At 69.7% G+C, this 16,269-nt stretch carries 16 protein-coding genes; 5 read left to right on the top strand and 11 right to left on the bottom strand.

The genetic code is table 11. The features are described 5' to 3' along the window. Positions 1-199: 199 nt before the first annotated feature. Entirely contained in the window at positions 200-1,000 is an 801-nt protein-coding gene (locus tag BMY74_RS01760; RefSeq protein ID WP_089908334.1) for a (2Fe-2S)-binding protein, read from the top strand. 254 nt (positions 1,001-1,254) lie between these two features. Here the strand turns inward: BMY74_RS01760 and BMY74_RS01755 are convergent, their stop codons facing one another. The 5 genes from BMY74_RS01755 to lysS all read right to left on the bottom strand — a co-directional run bounded on the left by BMY74_RS01755 (position 1,255) and on the right by lysS (position 6,329). Further along, on the bottom strand, positions 1,255-2,052 hold the full coding sequence (locus BMY74_RS01755) for an ABC transporter ATP-binding protein (RefSeq protein WP_089908332.1): 798 nt from the start codon (positions 2,050-2,052) through the stop codon (positions 1,255-1,257). Then, complete coding sequence (locus tag BMY74_RS01750) at positions 2,049-3,128, bottom strand: FecCD family ABC transporter permease (protein WP_245785832.1); 1,080 nt, start codon at positions 3,126-3,128, stop codon at positions 2,049-2,051. Before BMY74_RS01750 ends, BMY74_RS01755 begins: the two co-directional genes overlap by 4 nt. Beyond that, positions 3,125-4,117: a FecCD family ABC transporter permease gene (locus tag BMY74_RS01745; RefSeq protein WP_245785831.1), complete on the bottom strand. Its 993-nt coding sequence runs from the start codon at positions 4,115-4,117 to the stop codon at positions 3,125-3,127. Before BMY74_RS01745 ends, BMY74_RS01750 begins: the two co-directional genes overlap by 4 nt. Before the next feature lie 287 nt (positions 4,118-4,404). After that, the gene (locus BMY74_RS01740) at positions 4,405-4,761 is read right to left on the bottom strand and encodes a histone-like nucleoid-structuring protein Lsr2 (protein ID WP_089908326.1); all 357 of its coding nucleotides are present in this window, start codon (positions 4,759-4,761) and stop codon (positions 4,405-4,407) included. Between the two features lie 113 nt (positions 4,762-4,874). Next, positions 4,875-6,329, bottom strand: coding sequence for a lysine--tRNA ligase (lysS, locus tag BMY74_RS01735; RefSeq protein WP_089910275.1), 1,455 nt, complete (start codon positions 6,327-6,329; stop codon positions 4,875-4,877). 180 nt (positions 6,330-6,509) lie between these two features. On the opposite strand from lysS, the gene BMY74_RS01730 reads away from it, so the two are divergent. Continuing rightward, positions 6,510-7,265: a class I SAM-dependent methyltransferase gene (locus BMY74_RS01730; RefSeq protein ID WP_089908324.1), complete on the top strand. Its 756-nt coding sequence runs from the start codon at positions 6,510-6,512 to the stop codon at positions 7,263-7,265. On the opposite strand, the gene BMY74_RS01725 is transcribed toward BMY74_RS01730, so the two are convergent. From BMY74_RS01725 to BMY74_RS01705, 5 genes are all read right to left on the bottom strand, one after another. Then, positions 7,255-8,049, bottom strand: a complete 795-nt coding sequence (locus tag BMY74_RS01725) for a type III pantothenate kinase (RefSeq protein WP_089908321.1) — start codon at positions 8,047-8,049, stop codon at positions 7,255-7,257. The two genes, BMY74_RS01730 and BMY74_RS01725, sit on opposite strands and share 11 nt — an antisense overlap. A 10-nt stretch (positions 8,050-8,059) precedes the next feature. Beyond that, positions 8,060-8,530, bottom strand: coding sequence for an aspartate 1-decarboxylase (gene panD, locus BMY74_RS01720; RefSeq protein WP_089908318.1), 471 nt, complete (start codon positions 8,528-8,530; stop codon positions 8,060-8,062). 10 nt (positions 8,531-8,540) lie between these two features. Then, a complete protein-coding gene (gene panC, locus BMY74_RS01715; RefSeq protein WP_089908316.1) occupies positions 8,541-9,431 on the bottom strand; it encodes a pantoate--beta-alanine ligase in 891 nt (296 codons plus the stop codon). Between the two features lies 1 nt (position 9,432). Further along, entirely contained in the window at positions 9,433-10,323 is an 891-nt protein-coding gene (locus BMY74_RS01710; protein ID WP_089908313.1) for a Rossmann-like and DUF2520 domain-containing protein, read from the bottom strand. Positions 10,324-10,425: 102 nt separating this feature from the next. After that, positions 10,426-11,553 carry a PrsW family intramembrane metalloprotease gene (locus BMY74_RS01705; RefSeq protein WP_089910271.1) on the bottom strand — a complete coding sequence of 376 codons (1,128 nt, stop codon included), beginning with the start codon at positions 11,551-11,553 and terminating at the stop codon, positions 10,426-10,428. A 71-nt stretch (positions 11,554-11,624) separates the two neighbouring features. Here BMY74_RS01705 and BMY74_RS01700 point away from each other — a divergent pair, with 71 nt between their 5' ends. The 3 genes from BMY74_RS01700 (at position 11,625) to BMY74_RS01690 (ending at position 14,776) form a co-directional block, all read left to right on the top strand. Beyond that, complete coding sequence (locus tag BMY74_RS01700) at positions 11,625-12,557, top strand: SAM-dependent methyltransferase (RefSeq protein ID WP_218159493.1); 933 nt, start codon at positions 11,625-11,627, stop codon at positions 12,555-12,557. 17 nt (positions 12,558-12,574) lie between these two features. Next, a complete protein-coding gene (locus BMY74_RS01695) occupies positions 12,575-12,997 on the top strand; it encodes a DUF1203 domain-containing protein (RefSeq protein ID WP_143091411.1) in 423 nt (140 codons plus the stop codon). Positions 12,998-13,690: 693 nt separating this feature from the next. After that, positions 13,691-14,776 carry an NADH-quinone oxidoreductase subunit D gene (locus BMY74_RS01690; RefSeq protein ID WP_089908305.1) on the top strand — a complete coding sequence of 362 codons (1,086 nt, stop codon included), beginning with the start codon at positions 13,691-13,693 and terminating at the stop codon, positions 14,774-14,776. A 5-nt stretch (positions 14,777-14,781) separates the two neighbouring features. Here the strand turns inward: BMY74_RS01690 and BMY74_RS01685 are convergent, their stop codons facing one another. Beyond that, positions 14,782-16,245: a DUF6779 domain-containing protein gene (locus BMY74_RS01685; RefSeq protein ID WP_143091410.1), complete on the bottom strand. Its 1,464-nt coding sequence runs from the start codon at positions 16,243-16,245 to the stop codon at positions 14,782-14,784. Positions 16,246-16,269: the final 24 nt, after the last annotated feature.

Raw genomic sequence — 16,269 nt, 5'->3', positions numbered from 1 at the left:
GCCGCGTCCGGCGAACGGTGACATCTGCATCAACGCAGGTCGGGAGCAACGGATTCCACAGATCGGGCGATGTCCGCTCAACGCGAACAACTCGCCGTTGAGCGATACTCCTGTGACCGGGGCCACCTCGGGAGGCGCAAATCCGGGGGATCTGGGTAAGGTTAGGCAAGCCTCATCCAGATGAGATAGGACTTGCGCGTTGACCGTACCTGCGAGGGTCTCACAGCAGAACCCGCGTGCGCTCACGCCACTGGCCGAATCCATCGCCCGCCTCGAGACCGGCACCGAGATCGTCTTCGGCACGCCCCCGGAGGACTGGACGATCTGCTCGGACCTGCTGGCGGAGCCGTCGCGGTTCGACCTGTGGCGCAAGGACCTGGCGGAGTGGATGGTCGAGCAGTACGGCGAGTCCGACGACCGCGCCACCGCCGGCTACATCATGGGCTGGTACCTCCACCAGCCCGGTTACCTGGCTGGCCTCCTCTTCCACACGGCCCGCCGCGTGCCCACCCTCAAGCCCTCCGACATGGCGTTCCGCATCGCCACCGACGGCCGCCCGCACCCGGACGGCCTGGCCGTCATGTGCGACGAGTTCGCCTGCCTGCCGGACGACCCGGCCTCGAACCACCCGGCCGCCACCGTCGTGGCCGACGAGGCAGCCCTGGCAGCAGTGCTCCGCGCCCGCTACGCGGCCCACGCCGCTCAGTTCGTCGCGTCCTTCGGCCAGGTGGTCCGCTTCGGCCGCCGCCAGCTCTGGGCCGCCGCCACCGACATGCTGGAGTACGGCCCGTGGGCGGCAGGGCGCCTGTTCGGCGACGAGAACGCCGGTGTCACGGACGCGGCGATGATCCTGCCGGAGAAGCTCGAACCCTTCGTGGCGGCCTCTTCGCTGCACTTCACGGCTGAGGGGTGGAAGCGCAAGCGCAACAGCTGCTGCTTCCACTACGTGCTGCCGAACGCCGAGCCGTGCACGGCGTGCCCACGCACCTGCAACAACTGAGGGCAGAGCGGGCACGCCTGAGCCTGATCACAGCGATGCCGCAGGCGAGCCGTCCTGAGCAAAGAGGTACCGGCGGTGGGGTCCCATCACGAGTCGCGTACGAAGCAGGCGGCCGCTCTAAGCAACAGGCGTGCCATCTACCTTCCCCCAGCACTGGCCCCCATCTCAGATTGCCGGGGTCTGGGGCAGAGCCCCAGGGGAAGCACGCAACCGCAACCGGCCGCACGCATAAACAGCCACCCGCAAAACAAGCACTACGGCACCCGGTGCCGAGACCCCACGGGAACCACCAACGGTGTCCCGGACACAGGATCCTCGACAACCCGAGCATCCAACCCGAACACCTCCAGCAACATCTCCTCGGTCAAAACCTCACCAGGCGACCCCTGGGCAACGATCCGCCCACCCCGCATCGCAACGATGGTGTCCGCATACCGAGCAGCCAGGTTCAGGTCGTGCAACACCATCACGATCGTCCGCCCCATGGACGCGTGCAGCTCCTGAACCAGATCCAGCACATCGATCTGGTGCGCGAGGTCCAGATAGGTGGTCGGCTCGTCCAACAGCAACAGATCCGTGCCCTGCGCCAACGCCATCGAGATCCAGGCCCGCTGCCGCTGCCCCCCGGACAACTCGTCCACGGTGCGATCAGCCAGGTCCAGGATCCCGGTCATCTCCAATGCCGCGTCCACAGCCGCAGCGTCGTCCGAAGACCACTGCCGGTACCAGGCCTGATGCGGATGCCGCCCACGAGCGACCAGATCAGCGACGGTCAGCCCCTCAGGCGCGGAAGGCGACTGCGGCAACATCCCCAGAACCCGGGCAACGTCGCGGGTCGACATGGAGTCGATCTTCCGACCGTCCAGCAGGACGGCACCCGACCGAGCAGGCAGCAAGCGCCCGAGAGCCTTCAGCAGGGTCGACTTGCCGCAGCCGTTGGGCCCGATCACCGCGGTCACGGTGCCGCTGATGATCGACAGGTCCAGGGTGTCGACGACCAGCCGCTCGCCGTAGCCGATGGACAGCGACGAAGCCTCAAGACGCACACTCATACCCGCGCCTCCCGGCGGCTTCGGACCAACAGGAACATCAGGTAGGGGGCGCCGAGCACGGCGGTGACGACGCCGACCGGCAGTTCGGTGCGGTAGATCGTGCGCGCGACCAGGTCCGACAGCATGACCAGGGCTCCGCCGATGACCACCGAGCCGAACAACGGCGGCTGCGCGGTGCCGGACAGGCGAAGAGCGATCTGCGGTGACGCCAGGGCCACGAACGCGATCGGGCCGGCCGCGGCGGTGGCCACGGAGGCCAGGACGATCGCCACGACGATCAGGAACGACCTCGCCGCGTTCACGCGGATGCCCAGGCCTCGGGAGGTCTGGTCGTCGAACTGCAGCGCTCCCAGGACGTGGCCGCCGATCATCGCGACCGGGACCAGCACGATCAGCGCCAGGGCGACGGGGACGACGTGCTCCCAGCCGCGGCCGTTCAGGGAGCCGGTGATCCACACCATCGCGCGGCCTGCGTCCTGCACGTCGCCGACGGTCAGGAGGTAGTGCGTGAAGTTGCCGGCCACGGCGGTGATGCCGATGCCGACCAGCACCATCCGGAAGCCCTCGATGCCCTTGCGCCACGCCAGCCCGTAGACGAGCAGGCCCGCGAACAGGCCGCCGAGCAGGCCCGCCAGCGGGACGCCGATGGAGGCCGCGCTGCCGGTCACGACGCCCAGCGAACCCGCGAAGGTGATCACCGAGACGGCTCCGGCGCCGGCTCCCCACGTCACGCCCAGGATGTCGGGCGAGGCCAGCGGGTTGCGGACGATGGCCTGGAAGATCGCGCCGGACAGGCCCAGGGCACCGCCGACCAGCAGGCCCGTCAGGGCGCGCGGCATGCGCAGTTCCACCACCACGAACTGGTCGCGGCGGGTACCGCCGCCCAGCAGCGTGTCGACGACCTGGGACACGGTCAGCGGGAAGTCGCCGACCACGATGTCGGCCACGAACAGGGCCGCCAGGACGACGAGTGAGATCGCCACGACGAGGAGTGGCCGGGGGCGGAGCCGGAACGAGGTCGCGCCCACCCGCAGCGCGGGTGCCTTGGCGGCAGGGGTCTTGGTCGCGGTCGTCAAATCTTCACCAGCTTCTTGCGCCGCACCAGGAAGATGAAGAACGGAGCGCCGATCAGCGCCAGCATCACGCCGACCTCCACCTCGGACGGGCGGGCGACGACCCTGCCGACGACGTCCGCGAACAGGATCAGAACCGCTCCGAGCAGTGCCGAGTACGGCAGGATCCAGCGGTAGTCCGGGCCGGTGAACGCGCGCGCGATGTGCGGCACGACGAGCCCCAGGAACCCGATCGGCCCGCACGCGGCGACGGCCCCGCCCACCAGCAGCGTGATGGCGAAGATGCCGAGCGTCCGCGTCCTGCTGGTGTGGACGCCGAGCGACTTCGCCACGTCCTCGCCCAGCGACAGGGCGTTCAGTCCGGGCGCGTTGAACGCCGCCACCACCAGACCGGCGACCAGGAACGGCGCCACCTGCGTCAGCACGGTCAGGTCACGTCCCGCGATCGCGCCGACCTGCCAGAACCGGAACGCGTCGAGCGACTGCTGGTCGATCAGCACGATCGCCGCCACCAGGCCGTTCATCAGCGCGGAGACCGCGGCGCCGGCCAGCGCCAGCGTCACCGGTGACGGTCCGCCGCGCCCGGCCGACCCGAGCAGGAACACCACGACGCTCGCGATCATCGCGCCGGCGAAGGCGAACCAGATGTAGCCCACCAGCGAGTTCACGCCGAGCAGGAAGATGGAGAGCACGACCGCGAGCGCCGCGCCCTGCGTGACGCCGAGGATGCCGGGATCGGCCAGCGGGTTGCGCGTGTGGCCCTGCATGAGCGCGCCACCCACACCGAGTGCGATGCCCACCGCGATGCCGAGCAACGTCCGCGGGATCCGCAGCTCGCGGACCACCACGTCGTCCTCGACGCCGGTCGGCGTGAAGAGACCGTGCCACACCCCGGCGAGAGGGATCTCCTTCGAGCCGATCGCGATGCTCGCCAGGCACACGGCGACCAGCACGACCAGCAGGAAGAGCAGGCCGAACGACCTACGACCCAAGGCCCACCCTCCTAGCTCCGGTAAGGACAGGTAAGCCTAACCGAACCGGCTGAGACGATCGGGCGCCCGGGGCGAAGTTCCGGTCACATCCGCACCACGAGTCACAACAGCCGACTGGAGAAATACAAACACGTTGTCAGATCAACTAAAAGATCAGAAGTGTGAACGGCGTCGTTTGGACACCAAAAACAACCCTTCAGCGCCCGCTGGTAGTTGACCAGTCACACAAAAAACACGAAGGGGTTCCGAGGAATCTTCCCCGGAACCCCTTCGTGCTTTACCGAATTTCAGCCCTGCTGGTGGTAGGCGTCGAGCACCTCGGCCGGGATGCGGCCGCGGTCCGACACCTTCATGCCCTGCTTGCGGGCCCACTCGCGAATGGCCTGGTTCTGCTCGCGATCCGCCGACGCCGGACGCGCCTTCACAGCACCGGTACCGGCCGGACGACCCGGGCCGACGCGCTTGCGACCACCGGCACGACGCGCACTTCCGACGAAGTCGGCGAGAGCGTCCCGCAGTTTGCCCGCATTGCCCGAGGAAAGGTCGATCGTGTAGCTGACACCGTCCAGACCGAACTCGACGGTCTCCTCAGCAGTGGAACCGTCCAGATCGTCGACGAGGGTCACCGTGACCTTCTGCGCCATGCGTTCCTCCAGGACCCCGAATGAGCGGTCACCCGCGTCGCCAACTAAAGCCTTCTGCGAGGCAGGTTAGCGCACGGGTGCCGCATTGCACCTATCGACATCCGGAAAGTTACTCATTCAGGGCGAACGAGCGGGAACAAGATGGTCTCCCGGATACCCAGACCCGTGAGGGCCATCAGCAGCCGATCGATACCCATTCCGACACCACCACTCGGTGGCATTCCGTACTCCAGTGATCGCAGAAAGTCTTCGTCGATCGGCATCGCCTCGTGGTCACCGGCCGCGGCAAGACGCGCCTGCGCTTCCAGTCGCTCCCGCTCGATGACCGGGTCCACCAGTTCGGAGTAACCCGTTCCCAGTTCGAATCCGCGCACGTACAGATCCCACTTTTCGGCGACACCCGGCTTGGTGCGGTGCTGCCTGGTCAGCGGGGACGTCTCGACCGGGTAGTCGCGCACGAACGTCGGCGCGTAGAGCGTGTCGCACACCAGGTGCTCCCACAGCTCCTCGACCAGCTTGCCGTGCCCGAACTTCGGGTTCACCTCGAGTTCGTGGCGGTCACAAAGCTTGCGCAGCGTCTCCGCCGGCGTCTCGGGGGTGATTTCCTCACCAACCGCCCCGGACAACGACTCGTAGATGCTCAGCGTGGTCCATTCACCCGAGAGGTCGTACTCGCTGCCGTCGGCCAGCGTGACGATCTGAGAACCCGTCACCGCTTCGGCGGCTTCCTGGATCAACTCGCGCGTGAGCACGGCGTTCGAGTCGTACGTGGCGTAGGCCTCGTAGTACTCGAGCATCGAAAACTCGGGCGAATGCGACGAGTCGACGCCTTCGTTGCGGAAGTTGCGGTTGATCTCGAAGACCTTCTCGATGCCGCCGACGACGCAACGCTTCAAGTACAGCTCCGGCGCGATGCGCAGGAACAGGTCGATGTCGAGCGCGTTCGAGTGCGTGATGAACGGACGCGCGCTGGCACCGCCCTGCAACGTCTGCAACATCGGCGTCTCGACTTCGAGGAATCCACGCCGGTGGAACGAGTCGCGCAGAGAACGAACGACGTTCGCACGGGTCCGAACAGTATCGCGCGCCGTCGGCCTGAGGATCAGGTCGACGTACCGCTGGCGAATGCGGGTTTCCTCGCCGAGTTCCTTGTGCGCGACCGGCAACGGGCGCAACGACTTCGACGTCAGCTGCCACCCGTCCGCCATCACGGAAAGCTCACCGCGGCGCGAGCTGATGACCTCGCCGTGGATGAAAACGTGGTCGCCGAGGTCGACATCCGCCTTCCAGTCGGAAAGCGCTTCTTCACCGACACCGGCGAGGCTCAGCATCGCCTGCAGTTCCGTGCCGTCGCCTTCGCGCAACGTCGCGAAGCACAGCTTTCCGGTGTTGCGCATGAACATCACGCGCCCGGTGATGCCGACGACCTCACCGGTCTGCGTGTCGGGTTCGAGTTCGGGGTGTGCTTCGCGAATCTCGCGCAACGTGTGCGTGCGCGCGACTTCGACGGGATACGGCTCCTTACCGGAAGCGAGCAGCCGCGCACGCTTCTCCCGGCGCACGCGCATCTGCTCTGGCAGGTCTTCTTCGCTGGTCACGAGGTTTTGCTTCGGCTGCTCACTCACGCCGAGAAGGGTACGGACACCCGTGACGCCAAAGCGAACCGGATACCACTAATTCGCCGGAAGATCGGCAGGCAGCGCCGACCGGACCAACATGTGCGCCGGTTCTCTCACTAAGTTGAACGGATGGATCTACACGCGAGGCGAGCGGACTCGTTCGGCGCGCAGGCGGAGGCCTACGCCGAACACCGGCCTGACTATCCCGTGGCGGCGATCCGGTGGGCTCTGGAGCCTCTGGGCACGGACGAGCGCCTCGACGTGCTCGACCTCGCCGCAGGCACCGGCAAGCTGACCGCGGTGCTGTGCGGTGAGGGCCACCGCGTGACAGCCGTGGAGCCGAACGAGCAGATGTTGTCCGAACTGGTGCGCCGCGTGCACGGCGTACGCGCGCTGCCCGGACACGCCGAGCACATCCCGGTGCCCGACCAGACCGTCGACGCCGTGTTCGTCGGCACCGCGTTCCACTGGTTCGACCAGGAGAAGGCGCTGCCGGAGATCGCGCGCGTGCTGCGGCCCGGTGGCGTGCTGGCGGCCATGTGGGCCGAGCCGGTCTCGGACGTCGAGTGGGTGCGCGAGCTGGAGGAGGTGTCGGCGAGCAGTGTCGAGTCGCAGCGGCAGGACCCCGTCTCGATCATGGCGCACCCGTCGTTCGCACCGGCGGAGCGCGCCACCTTCCCGCACGCGCACCGCCGTGACTCGCCGGAGGCGGCCATCGCGTGGATCAACACGCACTCGCGCATGCTCGTCATCGACGACGAGGAGCGGGCCGCGATCAACGACAAGATGCTCGCGTTCCTCCGCGCACGGCCGGAGACGTCGAACGGGCCGTTCGACGTCCCCCTGCGCGCGGAGGTCTTCCGGACGGTGCGGGTCAGCGAGTAGCCGGCAGGTTGCGCTCGAAGACCATGCGCAGCCCCAGCAGGGTCAGGTCGGGCACGTGGTGCGCGATCGTCGAGGACTCGGAGACGACCAGCGGGGCGAGCCCGCCCGTGGCGATCACCGTCACGGGGCCGGGGTCGGTCTGCTGGAGCTCCTCGGTGATCTTGCGCACCAGCCCGTCCACCTGGCCGACGAACCCGTAGACGATGCCGGACTGCAGGCACTCCACGGTGTTCTTGCCGATCACGTTGCGCGGCCTCACCAGCTCGACCTTGCGCAACTGCGCGGCGCGGGAGGCCAGCGCGTCGACCGAGATCTCGATGCCCGGTGCCAGCGCGCCGCCGAGGAACTCGCCGCGCGACGAGATCACGTCGAGGTTCGTGGACGTGCCGAAGTCGACGACGATGCACGACGTCGCGTAGAGGTGGTGCGCGGCCAGCGTGTTGATCACGCGGTCCGAGCCCACCTCCTTCGGGTTGTCGACTAGCAGCGGGACGCCGGTCTTCACGCCCGGCTCCACCAGGATCTTCGGCACGGAGTCGTAGTAGCGGCCGAGCATCACCCGCAGCTCGCGCAGCACCGCAGGCACGGTGGACAGCGCGGAGATGCCGGTGATCTTGTCGGCGTACTCGCCGAGCAGGCCGCGCATGGTCAGCGCGAGCTCGTCGGCGGTCATCCTGGCGTCGGTGCGCATCCGCCAGTCGCGCACGAGCGGGGCCGAGTCGCCGACCCCGTCGTACAGACCGAGCACGATGTTGGTGTTGCCGACGTCGATGGCGAGCAGCACGGTGTGTTCCTCAGTTCTCGGTCTTGATCAACGCGTCGAGCGCGGTCGCTTCCACGGTCTCAGAAGAAGGCGCGCTCGTGGAGCCGTTCACCAGTCCGGACCCCTCGGGGGCGTGCGCCGGGTCGGCACCGAGGTCGACGACCTTGTTGTCGGCGTCCACGAACACGACGCGCGGCTTGTAGGTGCGCGACTCGGCGTCGTCCATCTGCCCGTACGCGATCAGGATCACGATGTCGCCGGGGTGCACGAGGTGCGCCGCCGCGCCGTTGATGCCCAGCACGCCGGCGCCGCGCTCGCCGGGGATGACGTAGGTCTCCAGGCGGGCGCCGTTGGTGACGTCGACGATGGCGACCTGTTCGCCCGCCAGCAGGTCGGCGGCCTCCATCAGGTCCTCGTCCACCGTCACCGAACCGACGTAGTGCAGGTCGGCCTGCGTCACCGTGGCCCGGTGGATCTTGGACTTCAGCATCGTGCGGAACATGTCATTCCCCCTACTCGTCGCCTTCGCCGAGCAACACCGCGATGTTGTCGATCAGACGGGTCGAACCGACGCGGGCCGCGACCAGCAGCCGGGCGTCGCCGTTCTCCGGCGCGGGACCGAGGTCGGGCCCGCGCAGCTCCAGGTAGTCCAGCTCGACCTCGGGCGTCTGCGCCAGCACGTCGTGCGCGGCCTTGAGCACCGCGTCCGCGCCCTGCGCCGACACGTGCGCGCCGGCCGTCAGAGCGGCCGACAGCGTCACGGCGTGGTGGCGCTGTTCCGGGCTCAGGTAGGCGTTGCGCGACGACAGCGCGAGGCCGTCGTGCTCGCGGACGGTCGGCACGCCGACGACGTCCAGCGGGAAGTTGAGGTCGCGCGCCATCTTGTGGATGAGCTGGAGCTGCTGGTAGTCCTTCTGCCCGAACACCGCGTACGTGGGCTGCACGATGTTGAACAGCTTCGCCACGACGGTGAGCACGCCCGCGAAGTGGCCGGGGCGCACGGCGCCCTCCAGCTCGTCGCCGAGCGGTCCGGGGTGGACGGTGACCTGCGCGCCTTCCGGGTACATGTCCTCGACGGTCGGCGCGAATACCAGGCCCACGCCCTCCTCGCGGCAGATGTCCACATCGGACTCGAACTGGCGCGGGTACTTGGCCAGGTCCTCGTTCGGGCCGAACTGCAGCGGGTTCACGAAGATCGACACGACGATCACCGTGTTCTGCATGACCTTCGCCTCGCGGATCAGCTGGCGGTGCCCCGCGTGCAGCGCGCCCATCGTGGGCACCAGCGCGACGTTGCGGCCGGCACCCCGGAGCGCCTTGACGACCCGGTTCAGCCGGGCCGGGTCGCGGTGCACCGTGACGTCGTCCGGGCGGTAGTCGTCCTTGGTCAGTGGCTTCGTCACGTCAGTCCTCGAGAGTGGTGCGAACGTCGTTGGCCGTGTCGGGCTTGAGCAGCCCTGAGCGTTCGGCCCGCTCGGCGGTGCGGCGGGCGAGCACGCGGTAGCTGGGCAGGGTCTCGGGTGCTTCGTGGGCGAGCACGTCGAGGTGCTTGCGCAACGTACCCGTGTCGCCGCGGGCGACCGGACCGGTGAGGGCCCTGTCGCCGTGGCGCAGCGCGTTGTCGAGCGCGGCCGACAGCAGTGGGCCGAGCAGGCGTTCGGCGTTGGCGACGCCGGCGTTGGTGAGCAGGTCGGCGGCGTCGCGGACCAGCGTGATCAGGTGGTTCGCACCGTGGGCCAGCGCCGCGTGGTAGAGCGGGCGGACCGACTCGGGCACCCGGACCGGCTCGGCGTCCATCTCGACGACCAGCGCCTCGCCGACGCTCCAGGCCACCTCGTCGCCGTCCGGTGCGGTCACGCCGACGCACGCGGAGCTCATCCGCTGCAGGTCCTCGGAGCGGCCGGTGAACGTCATGACGGGGTGCAGCGCGAGTGTGAGGGCGCCGAGCGCGGCAGCGGGCTCCAGCACCTTCACGCCCTGCGCACCGCTGGTGTGCACGACGATCTGGCCCGCCCGCAGCGACCCGGTGGCGACGAGGCCCTTGACCAGGCCCTCCAGCTCGTCGTCCGGCACGGCCAGCAGCACCAGGTCGGCACGTGCGGCCACCTCGGTGGGGTCGGCGATCGGGACGCCGGGCAGCAGCTCGTCCGCGCGGTTGCGGGAGGCCTGGGAGACGGCGGAGGCGCCGGTCACCACGTGGCCGGTCCTGGCCAGCGCGGCGCCCAGCACGGAGCCGACGCGGCCTGCCGAGATGACACCCACGGCGAGCCTCGCCGGACGTGGGGTCGCGTCCATGCGACTAACTCCTTCTGACGTTCCAGTCCCTGGTGCGGGTACCGGACGACGTCGCCGAGGGTAGCTCCGCGGCCGGGGTGATGTGCCTCCCGGTGACCGGATTCACCGGCGGGCGGCCGCCCTGGCGGCGTGCAGCGTGTCGAGCAGCACCCCGTGGCGCTGCTCGGCGCTCTGACCGGCCGTTCCCTGCTCGATGCGGTGCCGCAGGAAGGCCAGTTCGGTGACGGCGATCTGGTAGCTCCGCACGGCCTTGGCCGACGCGTCGCCCGACTTGCGCTTGACCGCCCGCAGCCAGTTGCGGCGGCCGTTGAGGCTGGCCAGCAGGGCGACCTCGCTGTTGGCGATCCACCGGTTCTGCGCCATCGCGGCGAGCTGACCGGCGACGATCCGCTGTTCCCTGCGCCGCTGCCACACGACGATCGCGACGGCGCCGGCGAACACCGGCACCATGATCAGGAAGTACAGGTTGATGAAGTCCGACCCCGTGCCGACGGTCGTCGAGAAGTTCCACAGCGAGTGCAGCCCGACGGCCGTGAGGTACCCGCCGATGGGCGCGACGACGCGGACCGTCGCGTTGCTCGTCGTCGCCGCGATACCGACACCGATGCCCGTCATGGCCGTGAACAGCGGGTGCGCGAACGGCGACAGCACCCCGCGCAGCACGAACAGCGCGATCACGCCGCCGCTCATGTTGCCGAGCCCGTTCTCGAGGAAGACCCGGCCGAAGTACCAGATGTTCTCGGTGAACGCGAAGCCCGCGGCCGTGATGCCCGCGTAGACCATGCCGTCGACCACGCCGTCGAACTCGTGCCTGCGCCGCACGAACACGGCGATGAGGAACACCGCCTTGGTCGCCTCCTCGACGATCGGCGCGCCCACGACGGCGGTGAACGTCGTGCCGTCGTTCGTCAGCAGGTCGCCGAGCACCCTCGACGTCTGGTTGAACGCGAGCGAGCTGATCGTCGCGCCGCACGAACCCCAGATGAACGCGAAGAGCAGCATCTTCGCCGGCTCCGGCTCCCAGCGGTCGATCCACAGGAAGGCGCTCACGACGAACGCGACGGGGATCAGCGCGGCGGCGGCGCCGACCAGCAGCGGCTCGATGCCGATGCTCGACGTGCCCAGCGCGAACAGCACGAGCCCTGCCGCGGCCAGCGCGATCAGCGCCACGACGGGGAACAGGACGGTCCAGCGGCGCTGCTCGATGCGCTTCTTGCCCGGCGCCGGCATCGGCGTCGGTGTCGGCGTCGGTGTGAGGTCGGCGTCGGTCACGGAAATGACCTTAGATGCACACTTGTCCGGTGTTGGACTGGGAAGCCGCTTGGCACGCCGCGCTCTACGGGCCTTCCGGCTTCTTCGCGCGCGGGGAGAAGCCGTCCGGGCACTTCCGGACGTCTCCGCTGGTCGGTCCGGAACTGGCCGAGGCGTTGCTGGTGCTGTTGGCGCGTGTGGACGCCGCTCTGGGATTTCCCCCGGTCGTGGACTTCGTGGACGTTGGCGCGGGCGGCGGTGAACTGGCCTTCGCGGTGCGCACGCTCGCCACCGGTTCGCTGGCCGCGCGGCTGCGGGTGACCGCCGTCGAGGTCGGACCTTTCGTCGAGCTGCCCGGGGTTCAGTGGGTTCGCGAGGTGCCGTCGTGCGTCGGGTTGCTGGTCGGGCACGAGTGGCTGGACGCGATCCCCTGCCCGGTGGTGCGCGGGCCTTCGTCGGATCCTTGGATCACCCGGTGGTGGCCTTCGCTGGAGGACGGTGAGCTGGCCGAGGTGGGTTCGCCTCGGGATGCGGCTTGGGCGGCGGCTGTTTCAGGTGTGCACGGGGCGGCGTTGGCGATCGACTACGGGCACCTGGTGTCGTCTCGTCGGTTCACGCTGACGGGGTATCGAGGCGGGCGCCAGGTCCCGCCCGTGTTCGACGGGTCCTGTGACATCACGGCGCACGTCGCTCTGGATGCGTGCGCGGCTGCCGCCGGTGGGGACTGGGTGCTGGTGTCGCAGCGGGATGCGTTGTCCGCCTTGGGGTTGTCCGGTTCGGCTTCCGGGTCTGGGTGGGACTGGCTGGAGTCGGCCGCTCGGGCCGGGCGGATCGCCGAGTTGCGTGATCCCGGTGGGTTGGGCGGGTTCGGGTGGTTGTTGCACGGGTGTGGGGTTCGGGTGGCGGACCTGTTGCCGGCGTTGCCCGGGTCGCCCGCGTTGCCGCCCTGGCGTCCGAATCCCGCCAGCTTTTCTGGTGGGTGAGCGCGAGGGTTGGGTTCATGCGAATCCACACCGTGTCGCCGTCCGAGTCGTTCTTCGATGCTGGTCGTGAGTACCGGGCTTCCGAGCCTGATGTGCCTTTGCGGTGTTGTTTGCGGAAGTCTTCGGCTGACGAGCCGGTGTGGTTGTTCCGGTACTCGGCGCCGTTCGGGAAGGGGCCGTACTCCGAGGTCGGGCCGGTGTTCACGCACGTGGACTGCCCTGGTGGAGCTTCGTTGGATCGTCTGCCTGTTGAGTTGTTGAACAATCCCCGGATCCTGCGTTCCTACAACGCCGCTGGTCAGATCTGTGACGGCGTGGTGGTGGAGCCTGGATCGTTCGATCGTGTGATCGAAGGATTGTTCAACGATCCCGCGGTGGAGGCGGTGCAGGTGCGGAGCGTGTCGCACGGGTGCTTCTTCTTCGGGGTCACGCGGGCTTGAGCGGCACGCCGCATTCGCGGCCCGTCAGCCGCGTCCAGGCACCAGCCACGTCCAGGCGCCGGCCGCCCCTCGGCACCACTTGTCGGCTACCGCCCGTCCGCCACCACCCGGCTGCCGCCCCGCCCTCCGCCGCTCCTTCGCCACCGCCGTCCGCCAGCGGGTCGCCGGTGGTGCCCGGTTTTCAGCACTGCCGCCGCACCGCGCCAGGTGCGTCCGCCGCACCGCTTCCCGGCCCGCCGGCGACCCCCAGCGCCTCCGCACCACCTTTATGAACGTCGGCCGCGCCCAAGCACCGCCACCTCTACCGCCCGCACCCCGCCACTCGCGGCCGATCAGCCCACAGCGCCGTCCCGCCAGCCGCACCCCGACCAGCCCACAGCCCCGCCATCGCAGGGCCCGAGGGTCCATCGGCGCCACCTCACAACCCACCGGCCGCGCCCGAGACTCCGCCACTTCCACCCTCCCCACCTCAAGCGCGCCACCGCGCGGCCGCCACCCGTGTTCGAGCCCCCGCCACCTCCCCTTCGCACCTCACGCGCAACCCGCCGGCCGCGCCCAGCCCACACCACCTCCGTCCACACCCACAGCCACCGCGCGGCCGAACCCCCACCACCCACCCCCGCGGACCCCCGCCACCCGCCTCGCCCCAAACCACGTCCCGCCCCCTCCCCGCCCCCGTGAAACCATGCTCGGGTGAGCGAGCAGATCACCGTCGGCGTGGGCGCGGGCGCCCAGTACCTGGGCGTCGACCGCGTGATCGACCTCGGCCCCCTGCACCCCTCGGCCCACGGCGCCTACCGCCTGCGCCTGACCGTCACGCCGGACCTCGTCATCACCGCGGCCGAGCCCCTCGTCGGGCACCTGCACCGGGGTGCCGAGAAGTTGTTCGAGGTGCGGGACTACCGGCAGGTGCTGACGCTCGCCAACCGGCACGACTGGCTGTCGGCGTTCTGCAACGAGCTCGCGGTGGCGCTGGCCGTGGAGCGCATGACGGGCATGGACGTGCCGGTGCGGGCGCAGTGGTTGCGGGCGCTGCTCTGCGAGCTCAACCGGCTGATGGCGCACATGGTGTTCCTGACTCCGTTGTCCCCCAACGCCGCTGCCTACCGCGAGGGTGTGCAGGCGCTCATGGAGGAGGCGTCGGGCGGGCGCATCCACTTCATGTTCAACCGGATCGGCGGGCTGCGCGAGGACGTCCCGGCCGGGTGGACCGCGCGGGTGGCCGCATTTCTGTCCACTGTGGACACGAGCACGCTGTCCATCGCCACAGAGGAGCTGGAAGGGCTCGGTGTTCTCACCCAGGAGGACGCGTTGGCGTACGGCGTCACCGGGCCCATCGGCCGGGCCAGCGGCGTGGACTTCGACCTGCGGCGCGACGACCCGTTGCCCGCTTACAAGGCTTTGAAGTTCGAGCCTGTCACGCGGACTGAGGGTGACGCGGCGGCGCGGGTGCGGTGTCTGCTCGACGAAGTCACAAAGTCGGTCGAGTTGGCGACGCAGTGCCTCGAACAGTTGCCGTCCGGGCCCGTGAACCTCCGGCTGCCCAAGTCGATCAAGGCTCCGGAGGGGTCCGTCTACACGCGGGTCGAGGCGCCGCTCGGGACCTCGGGCGTGCACCTGTCGTCGCGGGGCGAGAAGACGCCGTGGCGGCTCAAGTTGCGCACGCCCTCGTTCAACAACGTGCAGGCGCTGTCGGCGCTCCTGCCCGGCACGAAGGTCGACGACCTGCCTGCCGTGCTGAGTTCGTTCGCCGTCATCGTCGGCGACATCGACAAGTAGCGGGTCTAGTCGTCGCGGCGGCGACGGCGGCGGGGGGCGTCGCCTCCGCCCAGTGAGGCCAGGAGTTCGCTGACGGACTTGCCGTCGGCGTGCGCGCCCGACTGGTCTTCCGGTGCGGCTCGGCGGCCGGTCGAGACCGCGGGCAGGCGGGTGGACGAGTCCTCGGCCACGCGGCGGCCGGAGACCGGGGCCTCCTCCTGCGTGGCGCGGCGGCTCGGTGCGACCGCGGGGAGCCTCGCCGACGACTGCTCGGACGCGGGGCGGCGCACCGGGGGCAGCGACACCAGCGAGTCCTCGGAGGCGGTGCGGCGGGCCGGGGCCTCGTCGGCTCGGCGGCGGCCGCTCGACGAACCGGCGCTGTCCGGCTTCAGGGTCTCCCACGAGCCGCTGTCCTGGACGGGGGCCGGGCGCTCGTCGGCGCGGCGGCGACCGGCTGCCTGCAACGACTTCGGGTCGATCATCTCGGTGCGCTCGGCCACGCGGGGCTTGCGGGGTTCCGCCGCCTTCACGGGCTCCGGACGCGCCGGCACCTCGGCGCGCACCGGCGGTTGCGCCGGGCGCTGCACCCGCTCGGTGCGGTGGACCTGGGCCTGCACCGGGGCGGCCTTCACGGTCGGCGGCGCCACCTTGGGCGGCTGCGCCTTCTGCGGCACCTGCGGCGCGGCCGCGTTGCCGAGCCGGGCGGACACGGACGCGGCGGCGGCACCCGGACGGGCCTGCGGGCGGGCCGGTTCCTGCTTCTGCACCTTCACGGGCTCGCGGCGGACGACGGCCGGCTGCGGGCGCGGCGAGGTCCTGCTCGGCTCCGGGCGCACGGGCTCGGGGCGCGCCGGTTCGCGGCGCGGGGGCTGCACCTTGGCGTCGTGGGCGACGCGCTCGATCAGCTCGGTGCGCTCGGAGGGCTTCTCGGCGGACGCCGAGGCGGTGATCGCGGGCTTGGCGTTGATGATGCGCTGGTCGGCGCCGGCGGTCAGCCGGGCGGCCTCCGACGACAGCGAGCGCAGGCGGGTCGACTCGGCGCGCAGGGCCACGCGTTCGACGAGGACGTCACCGCCCAGCAACGCCTGCAGGTTGTCGCGCAACGCGTGCAGGTCGGCGCGCAGGGCCTCGATGTCCGCGCGCGACTCCTCCTCGATGCGCTTGCGCGTCTCCGACTCGATCTCGAGTTCGTACTCGCGGCGCGCGGCCACCTCGCGCTCTAGCTCGAGCTCGTAGACGGACTGGAGGTCGGCCACCTCGTCGTCGCGCTCCGTGACCTGTTTGCGGTATTTGGCGGCGAGGAACGCGCCCACCAGAGCCGCCCACAATGCGGCCACCACGGCAAGACGCAGCATGCGGGCACTGTCGCTCAGCACGAGCACCGCCGCGGCCACGAGGGCGAGCGCCAATGCCGCTACTAACAGCAATCGCCCTGAGCCACGACCGTGATCTTCCTGCTCGCCGTCGATCGACGCGCCACGCCCGGTCATGGGCACTACGGTACCGCGTAGTTA

Origin of the sequence: Lentzea albida (assembly GCF_900111005.1) — a bacterium.
In the GTDB taxonomy this organism is placed as follows: domain Bacteria; phylum Actinomycetota; class Actinomycetes; order Mycobacteriales; family Pseudonocardiaceae; genus Lentzea; species Lentzea albida.
The sequence above is the reverse complement of the archived record's forward strand: the minus strand, read 5'-3'. Positions and strand labels throughout refer to the sequence as shown.

Coding starts and splice junctions, on each gene's coding strand:
- BMY74_RS01755 (WP_089908332.1), bottom strand. CDS start 2,052: ATGAGTGTGCGTCTTGAGGCTTCGTCGCTGTCCATCGGCTACGGCGAG.
- BMY74_RS01740 (WP_089908326.1), bottom strand. CDS start 4,761: ATGGCGCAGAAGGTCACGGTGACCCTCGTCGACGATCTGGACGGTTCC.
- lysS (WP_089910275.1), bottom strand. CDS start 6,329: ATGCGCGTGCGCCGGGAGAAGCGTGCGCGGCTGCTCGCTTCCGGTAAG.
- BMY74_RS01730 (WP_089908324.1), top strand. CDS start 6,510: ATGGATCTACACGCGAGGCGAGCGGACTCGTTCGGCGCGCAGGCGGAG.
- panD (WP_089908318.1), bottom strand. CDS start 8,530: ATGTTCCGCACGATGCTGAAGTCCAAGATCCACCGGGCCACGGTGACG.
- BMY74_RS01710 (WP_089908313.1), bottom strand. CDS start 10,323: ATGGACGCGACCCCACGTCCGGCGAGGCTCGCCGTGGGTGTCATCTCG.
- BMY74_RS01705 (WP_089910271.1), bottom strand. CDS start 11,553: ATGCCGGCGCCGGGCAAGAAGCGCATCGAGCAGCGCCGCTGGACCGTC.
- BMY74_RS01695 (WP_143091411.1), top strand. CDS start 12,575: ATGCGAATCCACACCGTGTCGCCGTCCGAGTCGTTCTTCGATGCTGGT.
- BMY74_RS01685 (WP_143091410.1), bottom strand. CDS start 16,245: ATGACCGGGCGTGGCGCGTCGATCGACGGCGAGCAGGAAGATCACGGT.